The organism is Maricaulis sp. ABE4_448 (genome assembly GCF_056160825.1).
Map to the genome: position 1 here is coordinate 389903 of NZ_JBSWXX010000001.1, position 15643 is coordinate 405545.

Annotated in this window: 15 protein-coding genes; 9 read left to right on the forward strand and 6 right to left on the reverse strand. The window is 64.8% G+C overall.

Translation table 11 applies throughout. The features are described 5' to 3' along the window. The first annotated feature begins 246 nt into the window (after positions 1 to 246). On the forward strand, positions 247 to 1215 hold the full coding sequence (locus tag ACXAJV_RS01990; RefSeq protein WP_475081340.1) for a complex I NDUFA9 subunit family protein: 969 nt from the start codon (positions 247 to 249) through the stop codon (positions 1213 to 1215). Between the two features lie 4 nt (positions 1216 to 1219). On the opposite strand, the gene ACXAJV_RS01995 is transcribed toward ACXAJV_RS01990, so the two are convergent. Next, the gene (locus tag ACXAJV_RS01995) at positions 1220 to 2080 is read right to left on the reverse strand and encodes a CPBP family intramembrane glutamic endopeptidase (RefSeq protein ID WP_475081343.1); all 861 of its coding nucleotides are present in this window, start codon (positions 2078 to 2080) and stop codon (positions 1220 to 1222) included. A gap of 41 nt (positions 2081 to 2121) precedes the next feature. Further along, positions 2122 to 2925: an undecaprenyl-diphosphate phosphatase gene (locus ACXAJV_RS02000; RefSeq protein ID WP_475081345.1), complete on the reverse strand. Its 804-nt coding sequence runs from the start codon at positions 2923 to 2925 to the stop codon at positions 2122 to 2124. A 136-nt stretch (positions 2926 to 3061) separates the two neighbouring features. Between ACXAJV_RS02000 and ACXAJV_RS02005 the strand changes: the two genes are divergently transcribed. The 5 genes from ACXAJV_RS02005 to ACXAJV_RS02025 all read left to right on the forward strand — a co-directional run bounded on the left by ACXAJV_RS02005 (position 3062) and on the right by ACXAJV_RS02025 (position 8315). Then, a complete protein-coding gene (locus ACXAJV_RS02005) occupies positions 3062 to 4039 on the forward strand; it encodes a cation diffusion facilitator family transporter (protein WP_475081347.1) in 978 nt (325 codons plus the stop codon). 31 nt (positions 4040 to 4070) lie between these two features. Next, positions 4071 to 4748, forward strand: a complete 678-nt coding sequence (gene fzlA / locus ACXAJV_RS02010) for an FtsZ-binding protein FzlA (RefSeq protein ID WP_475081348.1) — start codon at positions 4071 to 4073, stop codon at positions 4746 to 4748. 217 nt (positions 4749 to 4965) lie between these two features. Beyond that, the gene (locus ACXAJV_RS02015) at positions 4966 to 5997 is read left to right on the forward strand and encodes a serine hydrolase domain-containing protein (RefSeq protein ID WP_475081350.1); all 1032 of its coding nucleotides are present in this window, start codon (positions 4966 to 4968) and stop codon (positions 5995 to 5997) included. 135 nt (positions 5998 to 6132) lie between these two features. Beyond that, the gene (gene queG, locus ACXAJV_RS02020) at positions 6133 to 7257 is read left to right on the forward strand and encodes a tRNA epoxyqueuosine(34) reductase QueG (protein WP_475081353.1); all 1125 of its coding nucleotides are present in this window, start codon (positions 6133 to 6135) and stop codon (positions 7255 to 7257) included. Between the two features lie 71 nt (positions 7258 to 7328). After that, positions 7329 to 8315 carry a GGDEF domain-containing protein gene (locus tag ACXAJV_RS02025; RefSeq protein WP_475081355.1) on the forward strand — a complete coding sequence of 329 codons (987 nt, stop codon included), beginning with the start codon at positions 7329 to 7331 and terminating at the stop codon, positions 8313 to 8315. Positions 8316 to 8318: 3 nt separating this feature from the next. Here ACXAJV_RS02025 and ACXAJV_RS02030 read toward each other — a convergent pair whose 3' ends face one another. The 3 genes from ACXAJV_RS02030 to ACXAJV_RS02040 all read right to left on the reverse strand — a co-directional run bounded on the left by ACXAJV_RS02030 (position 8319) and on the right by ACXAJV_RS02040 (position 10701). Continuing rightward, positions 8319 to 8990 (reverse strand): tetratricopeptide repeat protein, encoded by a 672-nt coding sequence (locus ACXAJV_RS02030; RefSeq protein ID WP_475081358.1) that lies wholly within the window; start codon positions 8988 to 8990, stop codon positions 8319 to 8321. Between the two features lie 81 nt (positions 8991 to 9071). Continuing rightward, on the reverse strand, positions 9072 to 9905 hold the full coding sequence (locus ACXAJV_RS02035; RefSeq protein ID WP_475081360.1) for an SAM-dependent methyltransferase: 834 nt from the start codon (positions 9903 to 9905) through the stop codon (positions 9072 to 9074). Continuing rightward, positions 9895 to 10701, reverse strand: a complete 807-nt coding sequence (locus ACXAJV_RS02040; RefSeq protein WP_475081362.1) for a glycine/sarcosine N-methyltransferase — start codon at positions 10699 to 10701, stop codon at positions 9895 to 9897. Before ACXAJV_RS02040 ends, ACXAJV_RS02035 begins: the two co-directional genes overlap by 11 nt. A gap of 444 nt (positions 10702 to 11145) precedes the next feature. Between ACXAJV_RS02040 and ACXAJV_RS02045 the strand changes: the two genes are divergently transcribed. From ACXAJV_RS02045 to infC, 3 genes are all read left to right on the forward strand, one after another. Then, the gene (locus tag ACXAJV_RS02045; RefSeq protein WP_475081365.1) at positions 11146 to 12294 is read left to right on the forward strand and encodes a glycosyltransferase family 4 protein; all 1149 of its coding nucleotides are present in this window, start codon (positions 11146 to 11148) and stop codon (positions 12292 to 12294) included. Further along, positions 12291 to 13274, forward strand: a complete 984-nt coding sequence (locus tag ACXAJV_RS02050; protein ID WP_475081368.1) for a glycosyltransferase family 9 protein — start codon at positions 12291 to 12293, stop codon at positions 13272 to 13274. The genes ACXAJV_RS02045 and ACXAJV_RS02050 overlap by 4 nt, the downstream gene beginning before the upstream one ends. A gap of 157 nt (positions 13275 to 13431) precedes the next feature. Further along, positions 13432 to 14052, forward strand: coding sequence for a translation initiation factor IF-3 (gene infC, locus ACXAJV_RS02055; RefSeq protein ID WP_475081370.1), 621 nt, complete (start codon positions 13432 to 13434; stop codon positions 14050 to 14052). A gap of 67 nt (positions 14053 to 14119) precedes the next feature. Here infC and ACXAJV_RS02060 read toward each other — a convergent pair whose 3' ends face one another. Further along, positions 14120 to 15451, reverse strand: coding sequence for an MFS transporter (locus ACXAJV_RS02060; RefSeq protein ID WP_475081373.1), 1332 nt, complete (start codon positions 15449 to 15451; stop codon positions 14120 to 14122). Positions 15452 to 15643: the final 192 nt, after the last annotated feature.

Here is a 15643-nt window from a genome sequence, read left to right on the forward strand (position 1 = left end):
ATGCGCAATTTGACGGCGCTTTTTGCAGCCTGCGCCGAGGCTCGCAGGATCGTGTCTTGAACGCTGCCTGCGTCCGCGCCAGAAAATGCTGGTCAGGACCGCCGAGCGTTCCGGAAACGGGTCAGAAATTCCGCAAGAGGCGATGGTCGGGGTGAGGGCCGGGTGCCGTTCAGGCGCAATGCCGCATGGACAGGCGGGCGGTTTTTTGGTCTATCCGCACCAAGCCCATTTTTGCGGGGGACAGCCATGCTGCGAGACGAAATCATCACCGTGTTCGGCGGATCCGGCTTTGTCGGACGCCATGTGGTCCGGGCTCTGGCCCGTGAAGGCTATCGGGTCCGCGTCGCATCGCGGCGGCCGCATATCGCCCAGGACCTGCGTGTGATGGGTGTTGTGGGACAGGTGCAGCTGGTCCAGGCCAATCTGCGCGTTCCCGCCTCGGTCGAGCGTGCGCTGGAAGGGGCCAGCGGTGTGGTGAACCTCGTGGGCGTGCTCAACGAGAATGGCCGTCAGACCTTCACCCGTCTTCATGCCCAGGGCGCCAAAACGGTGGCCGAAGCTGCTGCGGCTGCGGGCATCGAGCGGATGGTGCATGTTTCGGCCATCGGCGCGGATGCCGAAAGTGCATCGCGCTATGCCCGCACCAAGGCCGAAGGCGAAGCCGCCGTGCGCAAGGCGCTGCCGGGCGCGACGGTGCTGCGGCCCTCCATCGTCTTCGGAACGGATGACGGCTTCTTCAACCGTTTCGGCGCCATGGCGCGCTTTGTACCGGCCCTGCCGCTGTTCGGTGGTGGCAAGACCCGTTTCCAGCCGGTCTTCGCAGGCGATGTCGCGGCCGCGGTGGTCAAGTCGCTGCAGAGCGACACGGCTCGTGGCGAAACCTTCGAGCTTGGCGGTCCGGGCGTTTACACGTTCGAACAGCTGATGCGCTTCATCCTCGACGAGATCGACCGGCCGCGCCTGCTGCTGCCGCTGCCGTGGGCAGCCGGTCAGATAATCGCCTTGCTGTCCGAGATGGCGGCGATCCTGCCCTTCGTGCAGCCGGTCATCACCCGCGACCAGCTCACCCAGCTCAAGCGCGACAATGTCGTCGCCGACGGTGCGAAAACGCTGGCGGATCTGGGCATCGAGCCGGAAACCGTGGACGCGATCGTGCCCTCCTATCTGGTGCGCTACCGTCGCTACGGCCAGTTCCACGAGCGCCAGGCCAGCTGATCCGTCAGGCGACCTTGCGCGCCTGCCGGTAGAGGGCGATCAGCACAAGACCGGCCGCGAGCACCGTAAAGCCGCCCAGGCCCAGAAGTCCGTTCCAGGGCCAGTTCTGCTCCGGCAGGAAGATGAGCCCGACGCCGGCGACCGCATTGATGGAGCCGTGAAAGGCGCCGGCGGCATAGACACCGCCGCCCCGCTCGCGCGCCAGTGCGAGATAGGGCGTCAGCAGGACGGTGAAGAGCGTCATCGCGGCCACGCCGCCCCAACCCAGTCCCGGATAATTGTATCCCATCAGTATGAGCGGCGCGTGCCAGACGCCCCAGATCACGCCGATCACCAGCGACTGCACCCAGAAGCCCAGACCCGACAGGCGCGGTTGCAGCCAGCCGCGCCAGCCCAGCTCCTCGCTGATGGTCAGCAGAACAGTATTGATCAGGACGCCGACCGGCAGGCCGATGGCCAGCTGCAGGACAAGGAGCATTTCCGGCGACATCGGAACGTCCTGGCCCGAGGCTTCGACCACTGCGGCCAGGGCCGCTGCGGCATCGGCCGGCTCGGACCGGGTCAGCACCAGGGTCACGATCGAGGCGAGCGCTACCAGCGCGACAGGAACGAGCCAGCCCCAGATCGTCCAGACGATCACCGGGCCGGCGCGGCCGGGCTTGAAGCCCAGAGCGGTCAGGGCGCGGCTGCGGTCGAACAGGAGGGTGGCCACGATCGCGCCGATGGCCGGACCGAACATGAAGCCCGTCATGTAGAGCGTCGCGAAGGCGCCGGCGCCCGCAAGCCCGCCCTCACTGTACAGCCAGGCCGCAATCGCCCAGCTGACACCGAAACTTACAGCCAGAAAAACACCGATTGCCCGCATGACATCCTCCGGAGCGTGTCAGCGGCACAGTGCCCGCGAAGCTAGAGGTTAATCAAGCCAATCAGAACGAGGCCGAGGGCCAGCCGATAAAGGACGAAGGGCAGGAAACCGATCCGGTCGACCAGTTTCATCATCACGGCGATCGAGGCCCAGGCCGCAAAGAAGGACAGCACCGCCACGATCAGGCCGGCTTCCAGAGAGGCGCCGGCATCCTCCGCGCCCGCGAGGTCGATCACGGACACCAGGGCGAAGGCGGCAATCACGGGGATCGCCATCAGCATGGAGAAGCGCGCGCTTTCCGAGCGCTTCAGGCCAAGCGCCCGGCCTGCCGTCATGGTGACGCCGGAGCGGGACGCGCCGGGAATAAGGGCAAAAAGCTGGGCGACGCCGATCAGGGCCGCATCCCTGAAGCCGAGCGTTTCCAGCGTGCCGGTCTGCTTGCCATAGCGGTCGGCGAGCCAGAGTGGCAGGGCAAAGACCAGCGTGGCGCCGGCAATGACGGCCGGCGAGCGCAGCGCGTCGACCAGGTCGAAGGCATAGAGCGCGCCGGCAAAGATGAAGACTGGCGGCATGGAGGCGGCCACCAGCAGCGCGACCCGCCCGCCCGGTGTGATCCGCCCGGTCAAAAGCGCCAGCTTGCCGCGCGCCACCTCGAATATGTCGCGCCAGAAATAGACCAGGACCGCAACCAGCGAACCTGCATGCGCCATCACATCGATCAACGGGCCCTGGTCCTCCACACCCAGCGCACCGGGTGCCAGGATGAGGTGGGCCGAGGAAGAGACCGGCAGGAACTCGGTCAGCCCCTGGACGAGTGCGAGAACAATCAGATGTATGAGCAGCATGCCGTCTCCCCCAAGCGGACCGGCGCCATACTCCGCCAGTTCAGGGCAGTTGGCCAGAGCCCGGCTGCGGGGCGGCGGGCCGTCATTGACGGTGCAGCACCGGGCGCCCTAAACCGGTTCTGGAAGGATCGCGCGCATGCCCCATGATCATGTCGGTTCGCCGGGTGGACCCGGACGCCTGGAGCCCCGGGAAGCGCTAAGCCATACAGGCCGCGCGACGGCCGCGTCCGTTGCCGTGGCGCTGGTCCTGACGATCACCAAGGGCATTGTCTGGTACCTGTCCGGTTCGGTCGCTCTGCTGGCCTCTGCCGCTGACAGCTTGCTCGACCTGACCGCCTCCCTCACCGTGTATTTCTCCGTGCGCTATGCTGCAGAGCCCGCCGATGCGGAACACAGGTTCGGGCACGGCAAGGCGGAAGCCTTTGCCGGCATCCTGCAGGCGATCCTGGTGGCGGTTTCTGCCGCGCTCCTGGTGCGCGAAGGTCTCGCCCACCTGTTAAACCCGCAGCCGATCGAGGCGAGCGGCTGGGCGCTGGGGGTTATGGGGCTGTCGATCGCGCTGACCCTGGTTCTGCTGGCCATCCAGACCCGGGCCCTGGAAAAGACCGGCTCGATCGCCGTGGAAGGCGACCGGGCGCACTATTTCTCCGACCTCGGTTCGAACATTGCCGTGATCGCGGGTATTGCGGGAGCCACGCTGCTCGGCTGGCTCTGGCTCGATGCGGTGGCAGCGCTCGGCGTGGCAGCCTGGCTGGGCTGGACGGCCTGGAGCGTCGCCCGCGGGGCCGGTAATCAGCTGATGGACCGGGAGCTGCCCGAGGAAGAGCGCGACCGCATCATGCACATCGCGGCTGAAGATCCGCGCATCATCAATATCCATCAATTGCGCACCCGCGCAGCCGGCCCGCTCCTGCACATCCAGTTTCACATGGCGCTGAAGCCGGACATGAGCCTGCGGGACGCCCACCACATCCTGGTGGATTGCGAACGGCGCATCATGAAGGCCTACCCGGCCGCTGATATCATCATTCACGCCGACCCCCACGGGGCGGCCGAGCCGCATGGCGCTGAATTCTTCAAGGGCGACGATCCGGTCGAAGCATATGATCCTTAGACCGCGCCCCGAAACAGGCTAGCCTTGCATCATGCGCATTCTGCATTTCTGGCCACTCGATCCGTTTTCCCGCCAGGTCCGGCTGGCGCTCGAGGAGAAATCCCTGCAGCACGACCTGCAGCTGGAGGTCCCCTGGGAGCGTCCGGACGATCTCGTCTCGCTCAATCCGGCGGGCACGACCCCGGTACTGATCGACGAGTCCGGCGGCGGGCGCCGGGTGATCGTGGAGAGCCGCGCCATCCTGGAATACCTGGAAGAAACGACGCCGACGCCTTGCCTCCTGCCTGGTGGTCCGGCCGAGCGCGCCGAGGCGCGGCGGCTCGTCGACTGGTTCGACCGCAAGTATGATGGCGAGGTCAACGCCTACCTCCTGCACGAAAAGCTGGAGAAGCGGGCCCAGGGGCTGGGTTCTCCGGACCCGGCTGCACTGCGGGCCGGCCGCGATCATCTGCGCTGGCATCTCGACTATATGGCCTGGCTTCTGGAAAGCCGCGACGGTCTGGCCGGCCCGCGCTATACGCTGGCCGATATCGCCGCTGCGGCCCACCTGTCCTGTGCCGACTATCTCGGCGATGTACCGTGGGACGCGTTCGAGCCGGTGAAACACTGGTATCAGCGCGTCAAATGCCGCCCGGCCTTCCGCGGCCTCCTGACCGACAAACTGCCGGGCACGCCGCCTTCGGCACATTACGCGGATCTGGATTTCTAAAAAGGAAGGTTTTCGTCCCGGGTTTTCGTCCGGCGGTAGCGACCGACCGGCGAGCGGTAGTGATGGGCTTCTCCGGATCAGGTACGCCTGCGCTACAACTGCGGCGCAGCCCGTCGCGACAGCATGGAAAGACCTATCGATGAATCGAATCGTGATCCCCGCTCTCCTCGCGGCACTCGGAACGTGTTCTGCCCAAGCCGGAACGCCACTGCCGCCAATGGCCCAGCTTAACGTGCTCGGTGCTACGACCCGTGAATGGGCCCGGGAACACGATTTCAACGGGGTCATTATGGCCAGCGCTCCGGGCCGTCAGCCCTACGAACTGACACGGGGAATAGCTGGGCCGGAAACGGAACGGACTCTTGCACCGGACACGCGATTCCAGACGGGTTCGGTCGAAAAATACTTCGCGGCGGTCGCCGTCTTCGCACTGATCGACGAGGGTGTGCTGGAGCTCGACACACCGATTTCTGCGTATCTTCCCCACTACCGGAGCGATATTGGGGATCGACTGACCTTGCGCCATCTTTTGAGCAACCAGTCCGGGCTTCCCAACGATATTCTCCAGGCTTTCCGGCGCGCCGCGAATGGCGAGCGGGAGGCCGTTGACGCGATCGGAGTTGCCGAAGCCGTTTCGCTCTTTGCCAGCGGCGATCTGGGTTTTGAACCCGGTAGCCAGTTCGACTACGTCCTGTCGAACTGGCTTCTTGTCCAGCACCTGCTGGAAACCGTGACGGGCATATCCTACCCGCAGGTCCGGGCCCGCTATGTTTTCGAACCGGCGGGAATGATCGGCAGCGGCGGCTATATTCACGACCTGTACGAGACCGATCCCCCGGTCGACAACGTTGCGATCGGGTTCGATCCGCGCGATCCGGAGGGGCGCGGCGACTACTGGTCGCCCCGCTTTTTCAAGGGCAGTTATACGACTGCTGCGGACATGATCGCACTGGAGCGCGCTCTCGACGAGGGTCGTGTGCTAAGCGAACCGAGCCTCGACCTGTTCCGTACGCTGCAGGCGCCCGGCAACGCCTATGCCTTTGGCGGACGCTACAGCGATTGGGATGTGTGCGGCGAAAGCCACTACATCTCGACACAATCGGGATCCAATGGCGCCACCACGATAACATCGGCCTTCGACACTCAGACCGGTTACGCTGTGGCCATAATGAGCAATGCCGACGAAAGCCAGGGCGAGATGTTCGCCCTGTCAGAACAACTGATCGAGACAATGGCGGGCTGCCGCTGACAGTGGTCTTGCGGCGCGAAAGCGGGGATAGGGAAGATGGGGGCTGGCCGTAGTTGTGGCCGCCCGGTTTGTCCGGTATCCGGCCCCTGACCCTCCAACTATCCCCTGCACCCCTCTCTCCGCTAACATCCCCCCATGCACACCGCCGCCCTGAAAGCCGAAGCCCTCTCACTCGGCTTCACCGACGTCCGCATCTGCCGGGCCGATGAGGCCTGGGAGGCGGGGGAGCGGCTGGCGCAGTTTGTCGGCGAAGGGCTGCACGGCTCGATGGCGTGGATGGAAGACACGCTGGAGCGGCGCAAGCACCCCACCGCCATGTGGAATGCGGCGAAATCGGCTGTTGTCGTGGCGATGAATTACGGCCCCGGTTTTGACCCCCTGCCGCTGTTGGAGCGGCGGTCGGAGGGCGTGATCTCGGTCTATGCCCGCAATGCCGACTATCACGATGTGATGAAAAAGCGCCTGAAGCATCTGGCGCGGGCCTTTGCGCAGGACACCGGCGAGGATGTGAAAGTCTTCGTCGATACCGCCCCGCTGATGGAAAAGCCGCTGGCCGGCAAGGCGGGCATGGGCTGGCAGGGCAAGCATACCAATCTGGTCAGCCGCGAGCACGGCTCCTGGCTGTTTCTGGGCGTCATGCTGACCACGGCCGATCTGCAGCCCGATGCCGCCGAGACGGATCATTGCGGCTCGTGCCGGGCGTGTCTCGACATCTGTCCGACCAACGCCTTTCCGGCCCCCTACCGGCTCGATGCACGGCGCTGCATTTCCTATCTCACGATCGAGCACAAAGGACCGATTCCGGAGGAGTTCCGGGAGCCGATGGGCAATCGTATCTATGGTTGCGACGACTGTCTGGCGGTCTGCCCGTGGAACAAGTTCGCGGCCGTCGCCGAGGAGACCGCCTTCCATCCGCGGCCCGAGCTGAAAGGGCCCCTGCTGGCCGAGCTGGCAGCGCTGGATGATGCCGAATTCCGGCAGGTCTTCACCGCCTCGCCGGTGAAACGGATCGGACGCAACCGGTTTTTGCGTAACGTGCTTATAGCGATTGGCAATTCCGGTGATGCGGCGCTCATTCCTGTCGTGCTGGACCGCCTTGGGGATGCAGCACCCGAGGTGCGGGGCATGGCCGTCTGGGCTCTTGGTCGGCTGGATCCGGAACTCGCTCTCAGTGCGGCTGACCAGCGCTCGGAAAGCGAGACCGATCCGCATGTCCGTGAAGAATGGGCGCGCGTGAATAAGAAACTTACCTCGGGTTGAGAGCTTGTTAGTTTTTGGGGTCTAAGGCTCCGCCCCTTGGAGGGGCTGACGCACGGGGAGCGTCTGACACAATGCAGGTCGACAGGCCGAGTGGGGACTCGCATCTGGCAGGACAGGTTTTCTCGAACCGGACATCCGTTCTGGTGTGCGAGAACAGCCAGGTGCAATTGCGTATACTGAGCGAAGCCGTGCGCGATGCCGGCTATGAAGTGCACACGGCAAGCAATGCCGATGACGCGCTGACGCTGCTTAATCTGATGCCGGTCGATATCTTTCTGACGGGGATCGAGGTCGGCGCGACCAGCGGGCTGGAAGCCTGCTGGCTGCTCAAGTCCAATCCGGAAACCGAGACTGTCTACACCATCGTCGTGACGGCATCCGGTCAGGAAAAACGCCTTGAGGAATCGCTGGATGCCGGGGCGGATGATTTCATCCGCAAACCCGTCAACATGACCGAGTTGCGGGCCCGCCTGCGGGCGGCGACGCGCCTGGTGCGGATGCAGAAACAATTCCGCCATATGGCCGAGACCGATGCGCTGACCGGCGCCGCCAATCGCCGCGCCTTTATGCAGTATCTGGACACGCTGGTGGATCGCGCCCGGCGCCAGGATGCGCCGCTGGCCGCCATCATGGTCGATCTCGATCACTTCAAGCGCACGAACGACACTTATGGACATGCCGTCGGCGACAAGGTGCTGGTCCAGACGGTGCGCCAGGTGCAGTCCTGTCTGCGCGATTGCGACATGCTGGGCCGGCTGGGTGGAGAAGAGTTCGCCGTGGTCCTGCCCGGCGCTACGGCTGCGTCTGGCGTGGCCGCAGCGGAACGTATCCGCGAAGCCATCGCGGCGGTGGATGTTCGCGTGGACAATGGGGACCGGATCCCGGTCACGGCCAGTCTCGGTGTCGCGGTGCTGGAAGGCGACAAGATGATGGAGACGGCCGAAGGCCTGCTGCATGCGGCCGACGAGGCGCTCTATGCTGCCAAGGCAGGCGGCCGCAATCGTGTGGCCGGGGCTGTTTGCCGCCGCAATGAAACGCCGGTGCGCGCGGTCGGCTAGAAATCAGCCGCCGCTGGCAGCCAGCCGGCGTGCCTCATTGATCTGTCCGCGCAGCACCAGAACCTCGATACGTTCGGGCGCGCGTTCCCGAGCCGCTTCGATGTCGGTGGCTGCGTCATCCAGATCGCCGGTGTTCAGGTGGAAGGCGGCGCGCAGATACCAGCCTTCGGCGCTTTCCGGCACCAGATCGACCAAGCTCTGCGCGTCCCGGGCGAGACCGCCCCAGTTTTCCTCGGCCAGATACAGGCGTCCCCGGCCGGACAGGGTGAGGATGGAATAGGGGGCCAGCTCGAGCGCGGCGGCATAATTGTCTAGGGCGGCGTCTGTATTGCCATTGCGGGCGCGGGTTTCGCCGGCGAGCGTCAGGAAGTCGACCCGTTCGGCATCGACCATGCCGGCGCGTCTTTCCGATGCCAGCTCCTCGAGGATCCCGGCTGCCACGTCGAAATCGCCGAGCGCGATATAGGCGTGCGCCTCGCACACTTCGGCCGGCCAGCCGCCGCCCTCGATGCGCCAGATCTGGGCTTCTTCCAGCGCCTCGGCCGGATCGTCGCCGCTCATCGCGATACAGGTTTGATAGCGCATGCGTTCGGCGTTGCGGGCCTCGCTCTGTGCGGCCGATGCGGAGGTACACAAGGCGAGCAGGACAAGACCCGTTGTAAGACGCGTGAACATGCACAAATCCTGTGGTGACAGACGCCGCCACGCTAGGGCGTGCGCGCGGCGGCGTCCATCGGCTTGCGCGTTACAAGGCTGTCAGGCCTTGGCGAAGTGCAGGACGCCCCAGTTGAGATAGCCCTTGTCGGCGCCGTCGACCCAGTGTTTCAGCCCGTCGATCATGCCGTCGACATACTCCGCGCCGGATAGCCGGGTGAGCTCCTCGCGGCGATCCAGCAGAACCTCGCGCACCCGGTTGTAGTGCGTGCGCAAATTCATCGGCGTCTCGTCGAGATCGAGCGCTTCGAAACCGCGCTTCTCCAGCGCGTGCCGGTAGAAGGCGACCGAGCCGAAGGTCTGCAGGTGGATGCGGCGCAGGATGTGGTCCAGCACACCGTCGGGACAATCATCCGCCTGCATCGGGTCAGTGAAGATCAGCTCGCCGCCCGGGCGGGTTATGCGGGCAATCTCGTCCATCACCTTCAGCCGCTCGCCCGAATGCAGAAAGGAATCCTGCGACCAGACGATGTCATAGCTGTCATCGGGATCGTCGAGCGCTTCGAAGGAGCCGTAGACCACATCGATCTTGTCGTTCATGCCGGCCTTGGCCGTCAGCTCCCGGTTGAAGGCGTTCTGGGTCTCCGACAGGTTCAGACAGGTGACGTGACAGCCGAAACGGTCGGCGAGATAGCGCGCCGAACCGCCGAAGCCGGCGCCCAGATCGATCACCTTGCTGTCCGGCCCGATCGTTTTCAGGCGGTCGGCCATCGTGGTTACGGTGCGGCGGCTGGCCCGGGCGATATCCTCGTCCGGTGTCGCATACATCCCGACATGGATGTCCTCGCCGCCCCACACAGCGCGGTAGAAGGCATCGGCGGGTGCACTGTCGTAGTAGGTTTCCGCCTCGAGGACGGCCTGTGACTTACTGCTCATCTGCCAGTTTCTCCGCAACGTGGACGAAAAAGTCCGGATCGTTTTCCTGGTAGGTCTCCTGGAAATCGCCGTAGGTTTTCACCTTCTTGAACCCGACATCGGTCAGCAGTTTGCGCGTATAGGCCTTGCGCAGCGGGAACATGTTGAGGTGATAGACGGCCCCGTCCGGAAAGGCGTAGCGAAAGCGCGCCAGCCCGTCATCGACGTGTTCCGGTTCGGCCACGACCTGGTCGCCGCAGTAATAATATTTGTGCTTGGTCGAGAAATCGCCGTCGAGGATCGAGTCGTAATTGCGCTGATCGATGATCAGAATGCCGTCCCATTTCAGGGCCGCATAGAATTCCGCGAGGGCGCGGCGGCGATCGTGTTCGTCGAACAGGTGGGTAAAGGAATTTCCCAGGCAGATGATGGCGTCGAACTTGCCGTGAACATCCTTGTTCAGCCAGCGCCAGTCGGCGTGCACTGTGTTGAGAACGAGATTGCGCCGGCGGCCGTTTTCAAAGGCCTTGCCCAGCATTTCCGCACTGCCATCGACGGTCGTGACATCGAAGCCGGCCTTGAGCAGCTGGATCGAGTGGAAGCCTGTGCCCGCAGCGGCATCGAGGACTTTCTTCTTGTCGCGGGCTTTGAGGATGTCGATGAAGAATCGTCCCTCGCTATCCGCGCGGGCATCCCAGTCGATCAACTCGTCCCACTTGTCGACAAAGCCCTCGATATACTCTTTTTGGTAGTGGTCCGTTTCGCGGGTGGCGATGGGATCCGTCCCGAAATCCTGAACCAGCGTGCCGTCAGTCATTCACATCTGCGCCGGACTGCAGGCACAGCTCGCCCGCAGCTCCCCAGCGTCCCTGTTTGAGCGTTTTCGCCCGCACGCATACCGGCCGCGTGCAGATACACGGCGGGCGAACTATCGTCTTGATCGGTTTCGGCGGTTACGGGGGCTGGGGGATCTGGTCTCCCCGGCCGCACCCGCAGGCGCGTTTGTCATTTTTGTGTGCGTGGCTCCCGGTCACAGACCGGACCGGAAAGATCACGCTGCACCCACCGCTCAGGCTAGCCACACCGCAGCCGTTGGCCGTCGGAAGCCTGCCTTGCTCAACCGGCCTAACAAACTTCCGGTAGAGCTGCAACAGCTGCCGGGGTGCCACAATCTTTGCGGGCCAGCCCCCCGGCGTTTGTTTTCGGTGCCAAGGTGTGAAAGAAGAGGGGGAATTCAGGTCCGGCCCGGTTTCCCGCTCCCATGATCGTTCTCCAGGTTATTCCCGAACTCGATGCCGGCGGCGCCGAGCGGACAACGATCGAGATCGCCGAGGCCGTGATTGCCGAGGGCGGGCGGGCGCTGGTCGCATCGGCCGGCGGGCGGCTGGAGGATGAGCTGGCGTCGGTGGGCGGAGAACTCATCCGCATGCCGGCGGCCTCCAAGAATCCGCTCGACCTCTGGCGCAACATGCACAGACTCGTGGCGACGATCCGCAGCGAGACGGTTGATATCGTCCACGCCCGCTCACGTGCACCGGCCTGGAGCGCAAAATGGGCCTGCGACCGTACAGACGCTCATTTCATCACCACCTATCACGGCACCTACAATGCGCGCTCAGCGTTGAAGCGGCGGTACAACTCCGTCATGGCACGGGGCGAGCGGGTGATCGCGAACTCGGAATTCATCCGCGACCACATTACCACCGAGCACCCTTTCGCGACGTCGCGAATACGCGTCATCCCGCGCGGCGTCGACCTGGTGCGTTTCGATCCCGAAGCGGTCGGGGAAGACCGGGTTGCTGCCCTGCGGCAGGCCTGGGCGCTGGACCCGCAGGATCAAAGCCCGCTCCTGCTCCTGCCGGCCCGCCTGACCGGCTGGAAGGGACAGCGCGAAGCGATCCGGGCGCTGGGGCGCCTGCACGACGATCCGGAAGTGGAAACGCCGCGCCTGGTGCTGGCCGGCGACGCCCAGGGGCGCCAGACCTATGTCGAGGAGCTGCAGGCGCTGGCCGCGTCGGAACATGTCGCCGAGCGGGTTTCCATCGTCGGGCATTGCAGCGACATGCCGGCCGCGATGGCGCTCAGCGATCTGGTGCTGACCCCGTCCAATGAACCCGAAGCATTTGGCCGGACAGCAGCCGAGGCCGGGGCGATGCTGAAGCCGGTGATCGCAGCCGATCATGGCGGCGCCCGCGAAGTGGTTCTGCATGGTGAAACCGGCTGGCGCGTGTCGCCAGGCGATCCTGCGGCGCTCGCGGCAGCTGTCGCCGGCGCGCTTGCGCTGGCACCGGAAGACCGTGAAACGGTGGGTCAACGGGCCCGCGCGCATGTCATTGCGGAATTTTCTACCGCCAGCCTGCAAGCTTCGACTTTGCGCGTCTATCACGAGGTCCTAAACTCACCGTCATGAGCGAACCGCAGCGCGACATCACCTATATCCTGCACTGGGGCGATTTGGCCTCGACCGTCCGGATGCTGGCGGCAGCCCGGCTGTTGCGCGACGTGCACAAGCGCGACCGCATCATCCTGCTGACCAAGCCGGACTTCGAGAGCTTCCTCAAGCATTGCCCGTATTTCAACCTGATCGAGACGGACGCGCTGCCGGATGCACGGCCGATGGCCGGCTTGCGTGACAAGCGGATCAAGCTGAACAAGCCGGTCCGCGTCTACGATCTTGTGGGCGATGCCGACAGCCGCAAGCTGAAGCGCCTGTTTCGCTTTTCCAAATGCCGCTGGACCGAGGTCGCGGCGGACCCGCGAACGGGCGAGCACCCGGTGGACGCTGTCGCCGGCCGTCTCAATGCGGCGCTGGGTCTGACACCGGAACACTTCCCGCTCGGCGCCGCGCCGCCGCCGGATACCAGCTGGGTCGACTATCTCGCCAAGCAGTCCCGCATGCTCGACCCGGAATATTTCGGCCTCAACGGGCGTTTCGCCCTGCTGGCGCCGTCGGGCGATACGGTGAAGCCGGCCCTGCGCTGGCCGCAGGAACGCTGGGCCGCACTCTCGCACGAATTGCTGCAAGCCGGTGTGACTCCGGCTCTGATCGGCGGTCCGGACACCCGCGAAGTCGGCCGGTATGTGGCGCATGTTGCGCCGGGCGCCCGTGATCTGACGGGCAAGGCCAAGCTGGCGCAGCTGGCCGGTCTCGCCCGTCATGCCCGCTTCGTGTTCAGCGAGGACACACCACTTCTGCATCTGCTTGTGGCATCCGGCCCGCCGGCGCTGGCGCTCTACGGCGATGTGGGCGATCCGGCGCTGATCGCGCCGCGCGGTCCGAGCCCCGTCATCCTCATGCACGCGCCCACGCTGGCCCAGGTGACGCCGGAGGAAGCGGTTGCCGCGATGCGCTTTGCCGGCGGGTTTGATCGCGAGCCTGAAGCCGCCTGACTGGTTGAAACCGCGCCTGCCTTCCCCATATACGCCGCTCGCGCAGCGCCATTTCGGGAACTTTCCCGGCTCGCCGGGGTTTCCGACAGTGCGCCGTGCTTGCCAAATGTGATCATTTGACCATAGTGCGCCGCTCCCGTCCGGACAGGCGCCTGTTATGCCCACTTTGGGCTTGATCCGGTCCTGCCGCCGGGAGATTACTAAGTTTCAGTACGTGGGCCACAAGGGAGAAGAGGCCATAGCCCGTAGACCGCACGCCGCGCAACCGCCCAAAAAGGAAGGGCCGCGCACCAACAGGGATATCCGCGTTCCGCGGGTTCTCTTGATCGACGAACACGGCGAAAAACAGGGCATCATGCCTGTTGAAGCTGCTCTGGAAGCCGCTGAGGAAGCGGGACTCGACCTTGTCGAGGTGTCTCCCAATGCCGATCCGCCCGTTTGCAAGATCGTCGACTACGGCAAGCTGAAATACCAGGAACAGAAGAAAAAGGCCGAGGCGAAGAAGAAGCAGAAGATCGTCGAGATCAAAGAGATCAAGATGCGTCCGAACATCGATGTGCACGACTATCAGGTGAAAACCAAGGCGATGCACCGCTTCTTCGAGGCTGGCGACAAGGTGAAGGTCACGCTGCGCTTCCGTGGCCGCGAGATGGCCCACCAGGATCGCGGCATGGATATCATGAACCGCGTCAAGGAAGACTTCGCCGAAGTGGCCAAGGTCGAATTCGAGCCGAAGCTTGAAGGCCGCCTGATGGTCATGGTGATGGCGCCGCGCTGACGGCGACGACATTGGCAAACATGCAAAACGGCGTCCTTCGGGGCGCCGTTTTGTTTTGTGCGGCCGGCTAGGCCGTGTCCGGGCCTTTGCCGGGCGCGAGCGATGCGGGTGCCGGCACGGCTTCCTCTTCAACCTCGTCCAGCGCGTCGGTCTTCGCCAGTTGCGGGAAGAGGCGGAACCAGGCGGCAGCCGTCACCAGCGCCATCACACCACCCAGCAGGACGGCACCAACCGGGCCGAGGAAGCGCGCGGCGACGCCGGACTCGAATTCGCCCAGCTCGTTCGACGCCGAAATGAAGATGAACTCCACCGAAGAGACGCGCCCGCGCATCGCGGTCGGCGTTGCCAGCTGGATGATCGACTGGCGGATAAAGACCGAGATCATGTCGGCTGCGCCGGTTATCGCCAGGGCGATCAGCGACAGGAGCAGGAGTTTGGACAGCGCGAACCCCAGCATCGCCACGCCATAGACGGCGATGGCGCCGAGCATCCAGGCGCCGATGCGCCGGGTCAGCGGCCGTGTGGCCAGCATGAAGGCGATGATGGCGGCACCGATGGCCGGCGCCGTGCGCAACAGGCCGAGCCCCACAGTGTCGGTATGCAGCACGTCGCGCGCGAAGACTGGCAGTAGCGCGGTTACGCCGCCGAACAGCACGACGACGAGGTCGAGCGAGATCGCCCCCAGAACGACCTTGTTGTGCCGCACATAGCGCAGCCCCTCGACCGCCATGCGCCAGCCGGACTGGCCGTGCACCTTCTCGTGCGCCGGCGTGCGGGCGGTGGCGATGGCCAGGGTGGCGAAGACCAGCAGGGCGGCGCTGGTCAGATAGACCGCTTCCGGACCGGCGATGTAGAGCAATCCCCCAACGGCCGGACCGCCGATTGCCGCGCCCTGGAAGCCCAGCGAGTTCCAGGCGATCGCCTGGCGCAGATCGGCCCGCGGCACGATGCGGGGCAGCAGCGCGCTCGCGGCTGCGGGCGAGAAGGCGTGCATGCAGCCCAGAATAATCGCCGCCGTGAACACGATCCACAGCTGCACCGGGCCGGAGAAGAACGGGCTCGCCGCCAGGGCCAGGGCGCAGATCACGCGGACCACATTCGTCACGATGAGTATCAGGCGCCGGTCGAGCCGGTCGGCTGCCTGCCCGCCGACGAGCGAGAGCAGGAAAACCGGTGCGAACTGGGCGAGGCCGACGAAGCCCAACATCAGCGCGCTTTCCTCGATCGAGCGGGTCTCGCGGGCCACGTCATAGACCTGCCAGCCGATCGCGACCGCCTGCATCTGCCGCGCAGCGGAGATCGATTGCCGCATCGCCCAGTAGTGGCGGTAGGGCTGGTGGCGGAAGATGTCGAGAGACGGTGTCAGCACGCGCGGGAGAGATAAGCGGGTTCGTGGCACCGGGCAATCCGCCGCATCGGACGCGCCGCAAAGATGCCGCATGCCGGGCAGATTGCGGGCTACCCTGTTCAGGCGATATTCAGCGGCTAGGATTTGTGATGAAATCACTTGAAACTCATGGATGTGTTCGCGCGCCGCTCCGCAGGGGCCTCTGCGCCGGATACGGTCGAACAGTCCGACAGACAGGGGGAA